We start from the raw sequence: 16,061 nt of genomic DNA, 5'->3' as shown, positions 1-16,061 counted from the left end.
GACACGAGCCGGTCCGAGGCGCCGGCCGGATGAGCCGTGATCGCGTCGGATGACAAGGTGGTACCGCCTACCGGGTCCACCGGGTCCACCGGGTCCACCGGATCCACCGGATCCACCGGATCCACCGGTTTCCCGGGGACGGGCCGGGCGGAGATTCGCGTCGAAGGATGCGGCTGGGAAGAAGGATGCGGCTGTGAAGAAGGGTGCGGGCGTGAGGCTGACGATTCTGGGCGGCGGCGGGTTCCGGGTGCCGCTGGTGTACGGGGCACTGCTGACCGACCATGCCGAGGGGCGGGTCACCGAGGTCGTGCTGCACGATCCGGACGCCCGTCGGCTGCGCGCGGTGACCCGGGTGCTGGCGGAACAGGCTGCCGGGATCCCCGACGCGCCCGGGGTGACCGCCACCACCGACGTGGACGAGGCCCTGCGCGGCGCGGACTTCGTCTTCTCGGCGATCCGTGTCGGCGGTCTGGCGGGGCGGGCCGACGACGAGCGGATCGCGCTCGCGGAAGGGGTGCTCGGCCAGGAGACCGTCGGCGCGGGCGGGATCGCCTACGGCCTGCGCACCGTCCCCGTCGCCGTCGACATCGCCCGGCGCGTGGCCCGGCTCGCCCCCGACGCCTGGGTCATCAACTTCACCAACCCCGCCGGACTGGTCACCGAGGCCATGTCCCGCCACCTGGGCGACCGCGTCATCGGCATCTGCGACTCGCCGGTCGGTCTCGGCCGCCGCATCGCCCGGGTCCTGGGCGCCGACCCGCAGGAGGCCTTCGTGGACTACGTCGGCCTCAACCACCTCGGCTGGGTGCGCGGGCTGCGGATCGCCGGCCGTGACGAACTCCCGCGTCTGCTCGCCGATCCGGCGCTGCTCGGCTCCTTCGAGGAGGGCAGGCTGTTCGGCCCCGACTGGCTGCGGTCGCTCGGCGCGGTCCCCAACGAGTACCTGCACTACTACTACTTCAACCGGGAGACCGTCCGCGCCTACCAGGAGGCCGCGCAGACCCGCGGCGCCTTCCTGCGCGACCAGCAGGCCAGGTTCTACGAGGAGGCGGGCGACCCCGGCGTCTCCGCCCTGCGCGCCTGGGACCGCACCCGCGCGGAGCGCGAGGCGACCTACATGGCCGAGAACCGGGAGAGCGCCGGCGCCGGCGAACGCGAGGAGGAGGACCTGTCCGGCGGCTACGAGAAGGTCGCCCTCGCCCTGATGCGGGCCATCGCCCGCGACGAGCGCACCACCCTGATCCTGAACGTCCGCAACCGCTCGACCCTCCACGTCCTCGACGCGGACGCCGTCGTCGAGGTGCCGTGCCTGGTGGACGCCAACGGCGCGCATCCCCTCGCCGCCGATCCGCTGCCCGGCCACGCCACCGGCCTGGTGTGCGCGGTGAAGGGCGTGGAGCGGGAGGTGCTGTCCGCGGCGGAGTCGGGTTCCCGTGCGACCGCGGTGAAGGCCTTCGCCCTGCACCCGCTCGTGGACTCCGTGAATCTGGCCCGCAGACTGGTGGACGAGTACACGGCCGCGCATCCCGGCCTGGGTTATCTGAAGTAGAACAAAGCACGTGGTCAGAGCCGCGCGGGCCGGGTTGTTCCGCCCCGCCCGCGCCCCGTATTTCTACCCCTTGAATCTCCCTGGGGTCCGGACGACGCTGCTGGCGAGAGCGTATGGACGGGCTTCACGCAGAGAAGGGAGTGACTGATGAAGAAGGGGATCGGGGCGGCCGCCGTAGTGGGCGTGGTACTCGCCGGAGGACTGGCCGCCACTGGCTCGTCGACCAGCGCAGCTCCTGAAGAGGGTGCCATCACGTGTGCCGCGACGCAGTTCGCGGGCGGAAAGATCGCGATATCGGGAAAGGGATTCCCGGACGGTGAGTCGGTCACCGCGAAAAATTCCAAGGGAGCCGTGGTGGGTACCTTCACCACGACGCCCGGCGGATTCTTCGAATTCACGGGACTCGCGAACGACACCTACACGGTGACGTCCAAGTTCGCCAAGGTCACCTGCGCGAAGCTCAACAGTCGTGGCTGCGGCGGGAGCCAGCAGGGTGGTCAGCAGCAAGGCGGTGGCCGTCAGCAGCAGGGCGGCGGGCGTCGCTGACCGCAGCAGCGGCAACAGCAGGCAGGTGGGGTCGACCAGGAGCCGGAGAACAACGGGGAACGCATCACCCTCCGGGGCGCGACCCCGGCATCCGCACCGGGATGCCGGGGCCGTGCGGATCGTCCGCACGGGTGAAGAGGCAGGTCGCGGTGAGCCGCCTGGCCCACTGGACATGCCGTCGGTCACGGCGGTGTCCACTCTGGGAGTCGACGGCAGGAGAGCCGGCCGTCGACTCCGCTGCCCGCCGTGTGGCGGTCTCCGATCTCCTGGAGTCCGTATGGCCGCACCTGCGACCCTCATCAGCGTCATCTGTGACTGCCCGCTGCTCGTGCACGGCCTCGCGCACGTGATCAATCCTGAACCGGATCTCCAGATCGTGACCTCGGTCAGGAAGGTGGGCGATCACCGCAGCCTGGGCCGTCACGGCGAGGTCGTCCTGCTGAACCTGCAACTGCCCACGTGGGAGACGTCCAGTGTCGTCACCCGCTTGCACCGCAGAGGGCACGCGGTCATCGTGCTGGCGGTCTCCGAGAAGCAGTCGGACGCCGTCCTGTGCATCGAGGCGGGTGCGCGTGGCTATCTCGGTCACCGGATCGGTGAAGCGGAACTTCTGAAAGCGATCCGTGCCGTGGCCTCGGGGCGCAGTTACTTCGCCGCCGAACTGAACGGGCGCGTCATGCCCGCGCCGCCTCCCCACATCACCGACCGGGAGAAGCAGATTCTGCGGCTCCTTGCCGACGGCGCCACGGACCGGGAGATCGCCGCCGCGCTGAGCATCACCGAAAACACGGTGCACTCGCATCTGGACCGGCTGCGCAGCAAGAGCGGATTTCACCGGCGCGCGGATCTGACCAGACTGGCGTTGCGTTACGGCCTGACCGGTGAATGACGAGCGGAAAGGGAGAGGGACCGCGGACCGGGCAGTTCTGCCCACGGGAAAGGGGACGATTCTACCCGTGTACGCGACGGGCCGTTCTGCCCCTTGATCCGGCTGCGCGGGCGGGGAAATCCTGAGGTGTCGAGAACAATCGCCTCGCTTCTGGAGATGCCATGCAACCTCCGGATGCCAAGGTGTTGCGGGAGGAACTGCCGGACCCGGGGGCCTGCTTGCCGTCGGCCGTTCCCGGCGGGGCGAGCGGTGTATCCGGTCTCTCGCCGGCATCGCTGATCGTCGTCGTGCTCACGGCGGTGGGCGTCATGGCCGGGGCGGCCGTGCACCTGGCGGTCCTCTTCCTCGACGCCGCACCGGCGAACCAGCTCTCCCAGCGGCACTCCGCGGGCATCAGCCGGTACCTCGCGCCGGAGTTCTCACAGGACTGGAAGCTCTTCGCCCCCGACCCGGTGACGGTGAACACCCATGTACAGGCACGCGCGAAGGTCCGGATGCCCGACGGAACCCTCTCCACCACCCGGTGGTCGGACCTGACCGCGACGGACGAGGCGCAGATCGCGCACAACCCGCTCCCCGGCCAGGCGCACCAGAACGAACTCCGCGTCGCCTGGAACGGCTTCCTCGTCTCGCTCGACGACCAGGGGCGCCCGGTCGGCCTGTACGGGAACCTGATGCGGCAGTACCTGCTGCGCATCGCCGTACGGCGGCTCGGACCGCACCTGGACGGCGGCACCGTGCGACTCGTCCAGGTGCGCTCGGCCACCACACCGGTGCCGGCGCCCTCGTGGAGCTCCCGGATCGTCGACACCAGGACCACCTACCTGACGCAGCCGTGGTGGGTCGTCGAGGCGGAGGACCTCAAGTGAGCGCATACTCTCCGGCACCGCCCGGCCGCCCCTGCGCACCGCCTGCACGCGGCCCGCTGCGACGCCGGATCGCGACCTCCGCCGTGCGGGCCCTCGCGCGCGTCACCGGCGCCGCCGTCGTGCCGTACCAGGCCGCCGTCCTCAGGATCGGCCTCTCGCTCACCTGGCTCGCCCTGCTGCTGCGCGAGTGGACGGATCGCGACGAGTTGTACGGCGCCGACGGCTCCTGGAGCTGGGCCATGGGCCGCCGGTGGAACGCCACGACCCATGCCTTCACCCCCCTCCTGTGGCACGACGGCCGGCTGTGGTTCGAGACCGGCTACGCCGCGGCGATCGCCGCGGCGGTGATGCTGCTCCTGGGGTGGCGGACCCGTACCGCCTCGCTGCTCTTCATGATCGGTGTGATGGCGGTCCAGAACCGCAACCCCTTCGTGGGCAACGGCGGCGACAACGTCGTCCACGTGCTGGCGGTCTACCTGGTGTGCACGCGCTGCGGGGTGGTCTGGTCGCTGGACGCGCGGCGTACCGCGGAGGGCCGCGACAGCGGACCTGACGTGCCCGGGACCGCCCTGTGGGTGTTCTTCGCCGCCGTGCTCGCCTGGGCCACCGGTCTCGGCGGGCTGAGCCCCGGCTGGGCGACGCTGCTCTGGGGCTTCCTCTGCGCACACCTGGTGTGGTGGCTGGTGCGGCGCCGTGCACCGGGGGAGCCGCGCACGGTCATGGTCATGGCCGGCAACGTGGTGCACGCGGGTGCGATGCTCGTCATCGCCGCCCAGATCTGCCTGATCTACTCCAGCTCCGGCTGGTACAAGATCCAGGGTGCCCTCTGGCAGGACGGCACGGCGCTCTACTACCCGCTGCACGTCGGCAACGTCACCCCGTGGCCCGCGCTGTCCCACGCCGTCGCGAGCAGCGGCCTGGTCGTCCTGGTGCTGACCTACGGCACGGTGGTCGTCGAAGTCGCCTTCGTCTTCCTGCTCTTCGACCGCCGTACCAGGATCGCGGTCGTGCTGATCATGATGTCCCTGCACGCGGGCATCGGGATTCTGCTGGGGCTGCCGTTCTTCTCGATGGTGATGATCGCGGCGGACGCGGTCTTCCTGCCCACCACCGTGCTGCGTCGGCTGGGCGCAGGCGTGGGGAACCGCGCGACGGGTCACGCCGGGCCCCGCTCCCGGCACGCGCCCTAGAGCGGCAACACCTCGGCGGCCGAGGCCGCCTGCACGGGCGCAGGCACCGCCGGCAGCAGGACGTCGGCCGAGTCCGTCCGCTGCCGCGGAAGCGTCGCGGGCAGCAGCGGGCGCGGCCCCGACACCACCGTGTAGTCCTGGCCGAGGAACGGCGGCTCGATCACCCCCGGGTCCTCGCCGAGCGCCAACCGCACCGCCGCCCAAGGCGCGTTCACCCCGCAGAGAGACAGCTGATGCAGGCCCCCGGCGGGCCGGGTGTTGACGTCCAGCAGCACCGGACGGTCGCCCAGCATCCGGAACTGGATGTTGGACAGATGGTGCAGCCCGAAGCCCTCCGCGATCAGCCGGGCCGGCGCCAGCCACCGCTCGTCCAGGGTGAAGCCCCGGCGGCGGCCGTTCTTGGTGCGGCCCACCGCGAGCCGCACCCGGTTGTCCGGCCCGGTCAGGCAGTCGACGGACACCTCGGGCTGTTCCAGGCGCGGCATCACCAGCCAGTCCACCGGCTCCTCCGCCCGGCGCAGCGCCTCGACGACCAGGTCCAGCTGGACGTACGGGCCCGGGAAGCCGTTCAGGTGCGTGAGCGAGAACGGGGCCCGGGTGATCATCCGGAAGCCCACCCCGCCCGCGCCGGCGGCCGGCTTGAAGCACGCCCGATGTCCGGCCGCCTCCAACTCGCTGACGGCAGCGACCAGTTCGTCCGCCGTCCGGACCCGCCACCAGGGCGGCACCGGAACGCCCACCGAGCGCACCGCCTCGTACGCGGTCGCCTTGTCCTCGAACACCGCGACCGCCTCGGGCGTCGGCGCCAGCAGCGCCGTACCGGCCGCCGCGAACTCGGACCGGTGCGCCACGATCGCGGCCTGGTGCAGCCGGGGCACGAACACGTCGATGCCGCGCCGGGCGCACTGGTCGAGGGCGTACTCGACGTACGCGGCCGGGGACAGGCCCTCCGGCTCCAGATCGGCGGTGTCGGCGGCGGCCAGCACGGGGGAGTCGGGGTCGCCGTGCGTGGCGTGGATCTCGACCGCGCGATCGCTGGGATTTCTCCGCAGCTGATCCATGAAGAAGACGTTCTCCGCGTACGTGCGGTTGAGCCAGACGCGTACGCGAGAGAGCATCCAGGCCGCCTTTCGGGGTGTGCGGGCAGGGCGGAGCGGCCCGTGCCCGGGCAGGAGGGAGGAAGGGTCACCAAACGGCCCTGTGAGAAGGGGAATTAGGGGCGTCGGTGTCGGGGCGATCATACGGCTATCGGATGGCCGCTCGTGCAACGCGCGTGTTACGGATTCGCGGGGTCCGGCGGCGGAGTGGGACACGCGGTGACGGAACCACTTGTCCGTGCCCCGGTCGGTGTGTTCTTGTTGGTGCATCGGATGATCGGAAGGGGTGCGCGGGGTGGAGTCGACGGCCGGGGCCGGACAGCTGCTGGCCATCAGCGACCTGCACATCAGCTACCCGGACAACCGCGCCCTCGTCGAGGAGATGCGGCCCGAGAGCGACGAGGACTGGCTGATCGTGGCCGGCGACGTCGCGGAGACCGTCGCCGACGTCCGGTGGGCCCTCGGTACGCTCGCGCGCCGCTTCCGCAAGGTCATCTGGGCACCCGGCAACCACGAGCTGTGGACCCACCCGAGCGACCCGGTCACCCTGCGCGGCGTCGCCCGCTACGAGCACCTGGTCGAGGTGTGCCGGGAGCTGGGCGTCGTCACCCCCGAGGACCCCTACCCGGTGTGGCGCGGCGCCGGCGGCCCGGTCGCCGTCGCCCCGCTGTTCCTGCTGTACGACTACTCGTACCTGCCGGCCGGCTGCACCACCAAGGCGGAGGGCCTGGCGTACGCCGAGAGCACGGGCATCGTCTGCAACGACGAGTTCCTGCTGCACCCCGATCCCTATCCGACCCGTGAGGCATGGTGCCGGGCGCGGGTCGCCGAGACCGAACGCCGGCTCGCCGAGCTGCCCGAAGACCTCCCCACCGTGCTGACCGGCCACTGGCCGCTGGACCGGCACCCCACCGAGGTCCTGTGGCACCCCGAGTTCGCCATGTGGTGCGGCACCACACTGACCGCGGACTGGCACCGCCGGTTCCGGGTGGCCACCATGGTCTACGGCCATCTGCACATCCCCCGCACCACGTGGCACGACGGAGTCCGCTTCATGGAGGTCTCCGTGGGATACCCCCGCGAGTGGCGCAAGCGTCCGGATCCCCCGGGAAGGCTGCGCCGCGTCCTGCCGATGGAGGTCGAAGCAGGTGATCGAGGAGCTGCTCCCCGAGTCGGTCGTGGCCGTGGAGGCGCGCACTGACGACCCGCTGTGGGAGTCCCCGCTCTACCCGGAGGAGGAGGCGCTCGTCGCGCGCGCGGTCGCCAAGCGACGCCGTGAGTTCGCCGCCGTCCGCGGCTGCGCACGGCGCGCCATGGAGAAGCTCGGCGTAGCGCCGCAGGCCGTGCTCAGCGGCGAGCGGGGCGCCCCGCGCTGGCCGGCCGGAGTGGTGGGCAGCATGACCCACTGCGACGGCTACTGCGCCGCCGCGCTGGTCCGCGCCGCCGACCTCGTCTCCCTCGGTATCGACGCCGAGCCGCACGGCCCGCTCCCGGAAGGCGTCGGCCCCTCCGTCTTCCTGCCGGCCGAGTCCGCGCGGCTCGACCGGATGGCCGAGCGGTGGCCGGGCGTGCACTGGGACCGGCTGCTGTTCAGCGCCAAGGAGTCCGTGTACAAGGCGTGGTTCCCGCTCACGCGGAAGTGGCTGGACTTCTCCGAGGCGGACATAACCCTGGAGCCGGACACCGACGGCGCGCCGTGCGGCACCCTGCGCGCCGAACTCCTCGTCCCCGGACCCCCGGTCGGCGACCGGCCGCTTCAGGTCTTCGAGGGGCGGTGGGCCGTACGGGACGGCGTGGTGGCCACGTCCGTCGTCATACCGCACCCCTCCGCCGCCCGGCCGCGTTCCTGACGGCAGGTCCCGGCCGTCCGCGCCGACGGCACGCCGCGCTCCGGCGGCGCGGGCATGCGCCCGCCCGCCGCCGCGGTGTCGCACCGACGGCGGCGGCACGCACCCGTCCCGGGCCTCAGACCGGCGGACACCAGTCGCGCAGCAGCCGGAAGAACCCCTCCTCGTTGCCCGCGAGTCCGGCCCGGGCCAACGCCCGCTCCGCCTCGGCGAGCACGGCGGGCGGGACGACGACCGGCCGGTCGTCGTCCGGAGGCCCGTCGAAGGCGGCGCGCACCGTATGGAGCAGCCGCAGGTAGGCCTGTACGGCAGTACGCTCACGGTCGGTCAGTACGGCGGTGGGCATCGGTCGGCTCTCCCCGAGTAGGCGTCACGGTCACGCGCCCTGCGGCGCCGTGCACCGCGTCGTACGGCGCACACCCCCCAGCTTGCCGTCCACCACTGACAACGCCGTCTGGCTCCGCGCCGGTTAGCCCGCTTAGCGGAGGCGGAACCGCACCCCGGTCCCCGGGACGCCCCGGCGCCGGGCACCAAAGCACGTGCGGGTACGGCACTTGTCGGCCAAAAGCGGCCCGAAGGACCCGGCGCCGCTGCCCGCCCGGAAACACCCGCGGCTCACGGCTCGGGCCGCTTGACGCTTTCCAGGAGCATGTCGAGCCACTCCGCGACCTTGTCCCGGTGCTGATCGGTGGGCAACTGGGCGGCCCGCCAGGCGATTCCGCGCACCCCATGGTCCTGGAGCAGGCGCTCCAGCGGGTCCTCCCCGGTCTCGGCGGCGGCCCGCTCCCGGTCCGCGAGCTTCTGCAGCAGCTCCTGCTCGGTGCGCTGCAGCGCGCCCGCCAGCGCCTCGGGGTCCTCCGCGGTGAGGAAGCCCGCGTGCACCCGGAAGAAGCGCTGCAGGGCGTCGCAGTGCTCCATGGTGGGCCGCCGGTCGCCGTTGATGAGGGCGCCGGCCTGCTGGCGGGACATGCCCGCGCCGTCGGCGATCTCCTGCTGGGTGTAGCGGCGTCCGCCCGGCTTCAGCCGGGTGCGGCGCAGCAGGTCCAGGCGCTGGAGGAAACGGGCCTGGACGTCCGGCTCCCCCGCGGGCCGGCCGCTGAGCAGCGCCCTGACCACCGGCTCGGGCACGCCACAGGCGTTGGAGAGCCGCCCCACGTCGAAGACCTCGGTGTGCGCCACGCCGAGGCGGTCGGCGAGCGCGGTGACGCGGGCGACGACGGCCGGCAGCTGGGCGGTCGCCGAGGCGCCCGGATCCTCGTAGCCATCCGTCACCGACAGAACTCCTACGTCTTGAGAGGGCTTCAGATGTGTCCGTGCTTCTCACGAGCGATCGCCGTGAACTTCCCGGAGAGTAGCCGGTGTCTCGAAGCCACATCCAGGTGTCGCCACAACTGTGGCGAATTTCAGCCGTCAATCGGCACGGAATGCCACGATAGTTGACATGACTCCGGCCGGGGCAGCAGGATCGCATCGCCGCGAGAAAGGCCGCAGAGGCAAGAGGGGTGACCTCCCGATGGCACATCAGGCAGGAGGGCAGCGGCCGGCACCGCGGCCCGTCCCCGAGACCTGCGAGACCCAGGCTTACCTCCAGGACTACGGAGCGCTGCTGGAGTACCTGACCTGTCCGTCCCTGGTCGTCGACCGCAACTGGAACGTGGTCATGGCCAACACTGCATTCGAGACACTTTTCTGTGGTGTGCGCCCTCATCCGACGGCCATGCCGGGAGAGAACTTCCTGCGCTTCGTCCTGTTCCACCCCGACGCGGGGGAGGTCCTCGGCGAGCACGAGCCGGGCTGGTGCCTGCCGATGCTGGCCCAGCTCCGCTCCGCGCTGGAGACGTACGGCCACGACCAGGATCTCCAGGCGGTCCGCCGGGAGATCGCCCAGGACCCGATCATGGAGGCCGCCTACCGGCAGGGTCTGCCGCACTGGATCCGCGCCGTCGGTGAGGCCGCGACCCGCCTCGACGGCGCCGTGCGCCTCCTGCACCACCCGGACCCGCGCCGCGGGCGCACCGAGTGCCGCATCGTCGAGGAGTCGCCGCAGCCGCTGCGGGAGCTGGGCTACCGGCGCCTGACGATGGTCCTGCGCGATCCCCGCCGGCCCACCGCGACGGTCCGCCGCCCGCGCCGCCCGCGGGGCGCGGCCTCGCACCTCACCGTCGTACCGGCGTCCGAGAGCTGACCCGGCACCGTCGGCGTTCAGGTCGCCGGCGGCGCCGGGCCGTCGCACCCCACCGCGCGGAGGCTCGGCGCGGGCATCCCTCCTTTACGCAAGCGGCTTGCGTAAGTTGCGCTACTCTTGCGGCCATGACGCGACGACTTGCGGAAGTGGCCAAGAAGGTCGGGGTCAGCGAGGCCACGGTCAGCCGAGTGCTCAACGGCAAGCCCGGAGTCTCCGAAGTCACCCGGCAGGCGGTGCTGACGGCGCTGGACGTCCTCGGCTACGAGCGCCCCACCCAGCTGCGCGGCGAGCGGGCCCGCCTCGTCGGTCTCGTCCTGCCCGAGTTGCAGAACCCCATCTTCCCGGCGTTCGCCGAGGTCATCGGCGGTGCCCTCGCCCAGCTGGGGCTGACCCCGGTGCTGTGCACGCAGACCAAGGGCGGGGTGTCGGAGGCCGACTACGTCGAGCTGCTGCTCCACCAGCAGGTCTCCGGTGTCGTGTTCGCCGGCGGCCTGTACGCCCAGGCCGACGCGCCCCACGACCACTACCGGCTGCTCGCCGAGCGCAACATCCCGGTCGTGCTGGTCAACGCGGCCATCGAGCACCTCGGCTTCCCGGCCGTCTCCTGCGACGACGCCGTCGCCGTCGAGCAGGCATGGCGGCACCTGGCCTCCCTCGGTCACGAGCGCATCGGCCTGGTCCTCGGCCCCGCCGACCACATGCCCTCGGCCCGCAAGCTGGCCGCCGCCCGCACCGTCGCCGGCGACGACCTGCCCGACGAGTTCGTGGCCCGGGCCATGTTCTCCATCGAGGGGGGTCACGCCGCCGCCTCCCGGCTGATCGACCGGGGCGTCACCGGCATCATCTGCGCCTCCGACCCCCTCGCGCTCGGTGCGATCCGGGCGGCTCGCCGCAAGGGGCACGACGTCCCGGGCCGGATCTCCGTCGTCGGTTACGACGACTCGGCGTTCATGAACTGCACCGAACCCCCGCTGACCACCGTCCGCCAGCCCATCGAGGCCATGGGGCGCGCGGCTGTGGAACTGCTGAACGCGCAGATCGGCGGCACCGCGGTGGCCGCCGAGGAACTGCTCTTCGAGCCGGAGCTGGTGGTGCGCGGCTCCACCGCGCAAGCCCCGCGCGACTGAGCACCGGAAGATCCCGGCGACTGTCAAATAATTACAGAATCTGCTCCACATATTGCGGCCCCCTGAGGGTGGTGCTTGAGTGTGCGACGCCCACGCCGGCGACGTGGGCGCAGGTGCGGGTGGCGGCGCGGAAGATCGCGTACGTCAACGGCACCAGGATCGCCAGGACGCTCCCGGTGACCTCCAAGTACTCCTACGTCGACACCGGCTGGATCGCGGGCGCCAAGACCCACCACTTCTTCGACAACGCCCGGCTGACGCTCGGGCAGAGCGTCCAGGCCGGCGACAAGGTCGCCTTCGAGTCGACGGGCACGCAGGTCACCGCCGACGGCCTCAACCTCAACGGAACCGCCAAGGGTGTCGTCGTCCGCAACAACTTCCTGCGCAACCAGGGCGACGACTCCCTCGCCATGTGGTCGCTGTACGCACCGGACACCGACTCCAGCTTCGAGAACAACACCATCTCGCAGCCCAACCTCGCCAACGGCATCGCCATCTACGGTCGTACCGACATCGCCGTACGCAACAACCTGATCTCCGACACCAACGCCCTCGGCAGCGGCATCGCGATCTCCAACCAGAAGTTCCTCGACCCCTTCTCCCCGCTGGCCGGCACCATCACGGTCGACGGCAACACATTGGTGCGCACCGGCGCGATTAACCCCAACTGGAACCACCCGATGGGCGCCCTGCGCGTGGACTCCTACGACAGCGCCGTCAACGCGACCGTCAACATCACCAACACGACGATCACCGACAGCCCCTACAGCGCCTTCGAGTTCGTCTCCGGCGGCGGGCACGGCTATCCGGTCAGGAACGTCAACGTGACGGGGGCGACCGTGCGGAACACCGGTACGGTCGTGGTCCAGGCCGAGGCGCAGGGGGCGGCCACCTTCAAGAACGTCACCGCCACCCAGGTCGGGGCCGCCGGCATCTACAACTGCCCCTCTCCGGGCGGCTCCGGTGCCTTCACGCTCACCGACGGCGGCGGCAACTCCGGCTGGGCCGGGACCTGGTCGGACTGCTCCACCTGGCCGCAGCCCGGTCAGGGCAGCCCCGACCCCGACCCGGGCCGCAACCTCGCCAAGGGCCGCCCGGCCACCGCGACCGGTTCCCAGGACGTCTGCACGCCCGGCAAGGCGGTCGACGGCGATGCCAACTCGTACTGGGAGTCGGCCAACAACGCCTTCCCGCAGTCCTGGACCGTCGACCCCGGCTCGTCCTACGCCGTGCGCCGCCTGGTGCTGAAACTGCCGCCGTCCTCGGCATGGGGCGCCCGCACCCAGACACTCACGGTGCTCGGCAGCACCGACGGCTCGAACTACTCCACGGTGGTGGGCTCCCAGGGCTACCGCTTCGACCCCGCCACCGGCAACACCGCGACGGTGTCCCTGCCCGGCACGACGAACCTGCGCTATCTGCGTCTGTCCGTCAGCGCCAACACCGGCTGGCCCGCCGCCCAGTTCAGCGAGGTGGAGGCATACCTGGCCTCCTGAACCGGAGCACCGGCCGCACCCCGGGCCCGACCGCCCGGCCCCGACGGCCCGGGCCCGGGGCACGCGACCGCGACCACGTCACCGCCGGCGAGGAGACCGCGCTCCGCGAGCCGGAGAACCCCGGCATGGTCCCGGCGTCCGCACCGCACGGACCGCCGAGTTTCATATGGGCGCCACCAGACCCTTCCCTGACGTTTGCTGCTCTTGGAACACTCGCTCCGCGCAGATTCCGTCATCGGACGGCATCAGGTACGTCAGGACGAGAGGACCCTCACTCATGCCCGAGGTCAATCGGCGGCGCTTCCTCCAACTCGCGGGGGCCACGACGGCTTTCTCCGCGCTGTCCAGCAGCATCCAGCGCGCGGCCGCCCTGCCGGCCCACTACCGCACCGGATCGGTGGACGATGTCGAGCACATCGTCGTGCTGATGCAGGAGAACCGTTCCTTCGACCACTACTTCGGTTCGCTCCGAGGAGTCCGCGGTTTCGGCGACCCCCGTCCGGTCACACAGAACGGCCGGTCCGTCTGGAAGCAGTCCGACGGCACCAAGGACATCCTGCCCTTCCACCCGGACGCCGACGACCTGGGACTGGCCTTCCTCCAGGACCTCCCGCACGGCTGGAGCGACACGCACACCGCCTTCGACAACGGCAGGTACGACAAGTGGGTGCCCGCCAAGGGCTCGACGACGATGGCGTACCTGACGCGCGACGACATCCCCTTCCACTACGCCCTCGCCGACACCTTCACCATCTGCGACGCCTACCACTGCTCCTTCATGGGCTCCACCGACCCCAACCGCTACTACATGTGGTCGGGATACGTGGGCAACGACGGCAAGGGCGGCGGGCCGGTCCTCGGCAACGACGAGAAGGGCTACGGCTGGACCACGTATCCCGAGCGCCTGGAGCAGGCCGGGGTCTCCTGGAAGATCTACCAGGACGTCGGTGACGGACTGGACGCGGGCGGCTCCTGGGGCTGGATCAGCGACGCCTACCGCGGCAACTACGGCGACAACTCGCTCCTCTACTTCAACCAGTACCGCAACGCGAAGCCCGGCGACCCCCTGTACGACAAAGCCCGCACCGGCACCGACGCCCGCAAGGGCGAGGGCTTCTTCGACCGGCTCAGGGCGGACGTCCAGGCGGACAAGCTGCCCCAGGTCTCCTGGATCGTCGCCCCCGAGGCCTTCACCGAGCACCCCAACTGGCCGGCCAACTACGGTGCCTGGTACGTCGCCCAGGTGCTGGACGCGCTCACCTCCAACCCCGATGTCTGGGGCCGGACGGCGCTGTTCCTCACCTACGACGAGAACGACGGCTTCTTCGACCACGTCATCCCGCCCTACCCGCCGTCCTCCGCGGCCCAGGGCAGGTCGACGGTCGACCCCGCGCCCGACCTGTTCAAGGGCGACAGCAGCCATGCCGCCGGCCCCTACGGGCTCGGCCAGCGGGTGCCGATGCTGGTCGTCTCCCCCTGGAGCAAGGGCGGGTACGTCTGCTCCGAGACGTTCGACCACACCTCCATCATCCGGTTCATCGAGCGTCGTTTCGGTGTCCAGGAGCCGAACATCTCGCCCTGGCGGCGTGCCATATGCGGCGACCTGACCAGCGCCTTCGACTTCTCGCGCAAGGACACCGCACCGGTCTCGCTGCCCTCCACGGCCGGTTACGAGCCCGCGGACCGGGACCGCCACCCCGACTACGTGCCCAAGCCGCCCGCCAACCCGTCCCTGCCCAAGCAGGAACCCGGCAGCCGGCCCACCCGCCCGCTGAAGTACGCCCCGGCGGTGGACGGCTCGGCGGACACCTCGGCCGGCAAGTTCACGCTCACCTTCGCCTCGGGGGCGAACGCGGGCGCGGCCTTCCTCGTCACCTCCGACACCCGTACCGACGGCCCCTGGACGTACACCACCGCCGCCGGCAAGACGCTCTCGGACACCTGGAACTCGGTCTACTCCGGCGGCAACTACGACCTCGCCGTGCGCGGCCCCAACGGCTTCCTGCGCGTCTTCAAGGGCCGCAACAAGGTCGCCGGTCCGGAGGTCACCGCCCGGCACGCGGGGGACGACGTCGAACTCACCTTCACCAACAAGGGCTCCGGCACGGCCAGGCTCAAGCTGGTCAGCGGCTACGGCGGCAGCCCCGTCGCGGTGACCGTGCGACCGGGCGCGACCGTGAAGCAGACGGTCCCCCTCACGGCGAGCAAGCGCTGGTACGACCTGACCGTGACCAACGACGCCGATCCGGCCTTCCTGCGCGGCTTCGCCGGGCACGTGGAGAACGGACTGCCCGGCGTCAGCGACCCGGCGATCGTCACGGGGTGAACGGGCGATGAACACCGCTCCGTGCGGACTGGTCAGGTACCGGTCATATCAGGGTAGTGTGCCCCGGTGACCACGCAATCGAACACTCCTGCAGGCTGGTACCCCGATCCGCACGGGGCGGCGCAGACGCTCCGCTACTGGGACGGCACGCAGTGGACCGAGCACACCAACCCGGCGCAGCAGGGCGCCGGGCAGGTTCCCCCGCAGCAGGCCGCCGCCCAGCAGGCCGCCTTCCCGCAGCAGCAGACCGGCGACGCCAAGGTGCAGCGCCAGGTGCAGCAGCAGGCCGGTGTCGCGGCCGGTGGCCCCGGCGGGGGCACCCTCTTCACCGAGCCCGTCCTGGTCGTGAACCAGAAGGCCAAGCTGATCGAGCTGACCAACGAGTACAAGGTCATGGATCAGAGCGGCCGGGAGATCGGCTCGGTCACCCAGGTCGGGCAGGGCGTCCTGCGCAAGATCCTGCGCTTCGTCTCCAGCCTCGACCAGTTCCTCACCCACAAGCTGGAGATCCGCGACGCCTACGGTCAGCCCCAACTGCTGCTGACCCGGCCCGCGAAGATCTTCAAGTCCCGGGTGATCGTGACTCGCCCGGACGGTACGCCGATCGGCGAGATCGTCCAGAAGAACATGATCGGCAAGATCAACTTCGCGATGATGGCGAACGGCCAGCAGGTCGGCGCGATCAAGGCGGAGAACTGGCGGGCCTGGAACTTCGCGATCGTCGACCACGCGGACAACGAGGTCGCCCGGATCACCAAGACCTGGGAAGGACTCGCCAAGACGCTGTTCACGACCGCGGACAACTACGTCCTGCAGATCCACTACCAGCTGCCCGAGCCGCTGCTGAGCCTCGTGGTGGCGACGGCGCTGACCGTGGACACCGCCCTCAAGCAGGACGCGCGCGGCTGGGGCTGACCGGCGGCGCCGCGACGGCGGACGG

At 71.1% G+C, this 16,061-nt stretch carries 15 protein-coding genes; 12 read left to right on the top strand and 3 right to left on the bottom strand.

Annotated features, from left to right (window positions below; genetic code table 11):
* The first annotated feature begins 211 nt into the window (after positions 1-211).
* The 5 genes from ACZ7KF_RS08620 to ACZ7KF_RS08600 all read left to right on the top strand — a co-directional run bounded on the left by ACZ7KF_RS08620 (position 212) and on the right by ACZ7KF_RS08600 (position 5,043).
* On the top strand, positions 212-1,549 hold the full coding sequence (locus ACZ7KF_RS08620; RefSeq protein WP_471070412.1) for a 6-phospho-beta-glucosidase: 1,338 nt from the start codon (positions 212-214) through the stop codon (positions 1,547-1,549).
* 147 nt (positions 1,550-1,696) lie between these two features.
* Positions 1,697-2,095, top strand: coding sequence for a hypothetical protein (locus ACZ7KF_RS08615; RefSeq protein ID WP_471070410.1), 399 nt, complete (start codon positions 1,697-1,699; stop codon positions 2,093-2,095).
* A gap of 277 nt (positions 2,096-2,372) precedes the next feature.
* Positions 2,373-2,984 (top strand): LuxR C-terminal-related transcriptional regulator, encoded by a 612-nt coding sequence (locus ACZ7KF_RS08610; protein WP_471070408.1) that lies wholly within the window; start codon positions 2,373-2,375, stop codon positions 2,982-2,984.
* 161 nt (positions 2,985-3,145) lie between these two features.
* On the top strand, positions 3,146-3,853 hold the full coding sequence (locus tag ACZ7KF_RS08605) for a DUF5819 family protein (protein ID WP_471070406.1): 708 nt from the start codon (positions 3,146-3,148) through the stop codon (positions 3,851-3,853).
* Positions 3,850-5,043: an HTTM domain-containing protein gene (locus ACZ7KF_RS08600; protein ID WP_471070404.1), complete on the top strand. Its 1,194-nt coding sequence runs from the start codon at positions 3,850-3,852 to the stop codon at positions 5,041-5,043. Before ACZ7KF_RS08605 ends, ACZ7KF_RS08600 begins: the two co-directional genes overlap by 4 nt.
* Here ACZ7KF_RS08600 and ACZ7KF_RS08595 read toward each other — a convergent pair.
* Positions 5,040-6,161: an ATP-grasp domain-containing protein gene (locus ACZ7KF_RS08595; protein WP_471070402.1), complete on the bottom strand. Its 1,122-nt coding sequence runs from the start codon at positions 6,159-6,161 to the stop codon at positions 5,040-5,042. The genes ACZ7KF_RS08600 and ACZ7KF_RS08595 overlap by 4 nt on opposite strands.
* Positions 6,162-6,435: 274 nt before the next feature.
* Between ACZ7KF_RS08595 and ACZ7KF_RS08590 the strand changes: the two genes are divergently transcribed.
* Entirely contained in the window at positions 6,436-7,341 is a 906-nt protein-coding gene (locus ACZ7KF_RS08590) for a metallophosphoesterase family protein (RefSeq protein ID WP_471070400.1), read from the top strand.
* Complete coding sequence (locus ACZ7KF_RS08585) at positions 7,289-7,990, top strand: 4'-phosphopantetheinyl transferase family protein (RefSeq protein WP_471070398.1); 702 nt, start codon at positions 7,289-7,291, stop codon at positions 7,988-7,990. Before ACZ7KF_RS08590 ends, ACZ7KF_RS08585 begins: the two co-directional genes overlap by 53 nt.
* Positions 7,991-8,105: 115 nt before the next feature.
* Here ACZ7KF_RS08585 and ACZ7KF_RS08580 read toward each other — a convergent pair whose 3' ends face one another.
* Complete coding sequence (locus tag ACZ7KF_RS08580; RefSeq protein ID WP_471070396.1) at positions 8,106-8,333, bottom strand: hypothetical protein; 228 nt, start codon at positions 8,331-8,333, stop codon at positions 8,106-8,108.
* Positions 8,334-8,602: 269 nt separating this feature from the next.
* Positions 8,603-9,259: a helix-turn-helix domain-containing protein gene (locus tag ACZ7KF_RS08575; RefSeq protein WP_471070395.1), complete on the bottom strand. Its 657-nt coding sequence runs from the start codon at positions 9,257-9,259 to the stop codon at positions 8,603-8,605.
* Positions 9,260-9,500: 241 nt separating this feature from the next.
* Between ACZ7KF_RS08575 and ACZ7KF_RS08570 the strand changes: the two genes are divergently transcribed.
* From ACZ7KF_RS08570 to ACZ7KF_RS08550, 5 genes are all read left to right on the top strand, one after another.
* On the top strand, positions 9,501-10,172 hold the full coding sequence (locus ACZ7KF_RS08570) for an MmyB family transcriptional regulator (RefSeq protein WP_471070393.1): 672 nt from the start codon (positions 9,501-9,503) through the stop codon (positions 10,170-10,172).
* Between the two features lie 125 nt (positions 10,173-10,297).
* Positions 10,298-11,299, top strand: a complete 1,002-nt coding sequence (locus tag ACZ7KF_RS08565) for a LacI family DNA-binding transcriptional regulator (protein ID WP_471070391.1) — start codon at positions 10,298-10,300, stop codon at positions 11,297-11,299.
* A 113-nt stretch (positions 11,300-11,412) separates the two neighbouring features.
* Positions 11,413-12,795: a discoidin domain-containing protein gene (locus tag ACZ7KF_RS08560; protein WP_471070947.1), complete on the top strand. Its 1,383-nt coding sequence runs from the start codon at positions 11,413-11,415 to the stop codon at positions 12,793-12,795.
* 277 nt (positions 12,796-13,072) lie between these two features.
* Positions 13,073-15,121: a phosphocholine-specific phospholipase C gene (locus tag ACZ7KF_RS08555; protein ID WP_471070389.1), complete on the top strand. Its 2,049-nt coding sequence runs from the start codon at positions 13,073-13,075 to the stop codon at positions 15,119-15,121.
* A 66-nt stretch (positions 15,122-15,187) separates the two neighbouring features.
* Positions 15,188-16,036, top strand: a complete 849-nt coding sequence (locus ACZ7KF_RS08550) for an LURP-one-related family protein (protein ID WP_471070387.1) — start codon at positions 15,188-15,190, stop codon at positions 16,034-16,036.
* Positions 16,037-16,061 lie beyond the last annotated feature (25 nt).

The organism is Streptomyces sp. NPDC038200 (assembly GCF_055600785.1).
This window is presented reverse-complemented; position numbering and strand designations above follow the sequence as displayed.

Coding starts and splice junctions, on each gene's coding strand:
- ACZ7KF_RS08610 (WP_471070408.1), top strand. CDS start 2,373: ATGGCCGCACCTGCGACCCTCATCAGCGTCATCTGTGACTGCCCGCTG.
- ACZ7KF_RS08565 (WP_471070391.1), top strand. CDS start 10,298: ATGACGCGACGACTTGCGGAAGTGGCCAAGAAGGTCGGGGTCAGCGAG.
- ACZ7KF_RS08595 (WP_471070402.1), bottom strand. CDS start 6,161: ATGCTCTCTCGCGTACGCGTCTGGCTCAACCGCACGTACGCGGAGAAC.
- ACZ7KF_RS08615 (WP_471070410.1), top strand. CDS start 1,697: ATGAAGAAGGGGATCGGGGCGGCCGCCGTAGTGGGCGTGGTACTCGCC.
- ACZ7KF_RS08570 (WP_471070393.1), top strand. CDS start 9,501: ATGGCACATCAGGCAGGAGGGCAGCGGCCGGCACCGCGGCCCGTCCCC.
- ACZ7KF_RS08605 (WP_471070406.1), top strand. CDS start 3,146: ATGCAACCTCCGGATGCCAAGGTGTTGCGGGAGGAACTGCCGGACCCG.
- ACZ7KF_RS08580 (WP_471070396.1), bottom strand. CDS start 8,333: ATGCCCACCGCCGTACTGACCGACCGTGAGCGTACTGCCGTACAGGCC.
- ACZ7KF_RS08555 (WP_471070389.1), top strand. CDS start 13,073: ATGCCCGAGGTCAATCGGCGGCGCTTCCTCCAACTCGCGGGGGCCACG.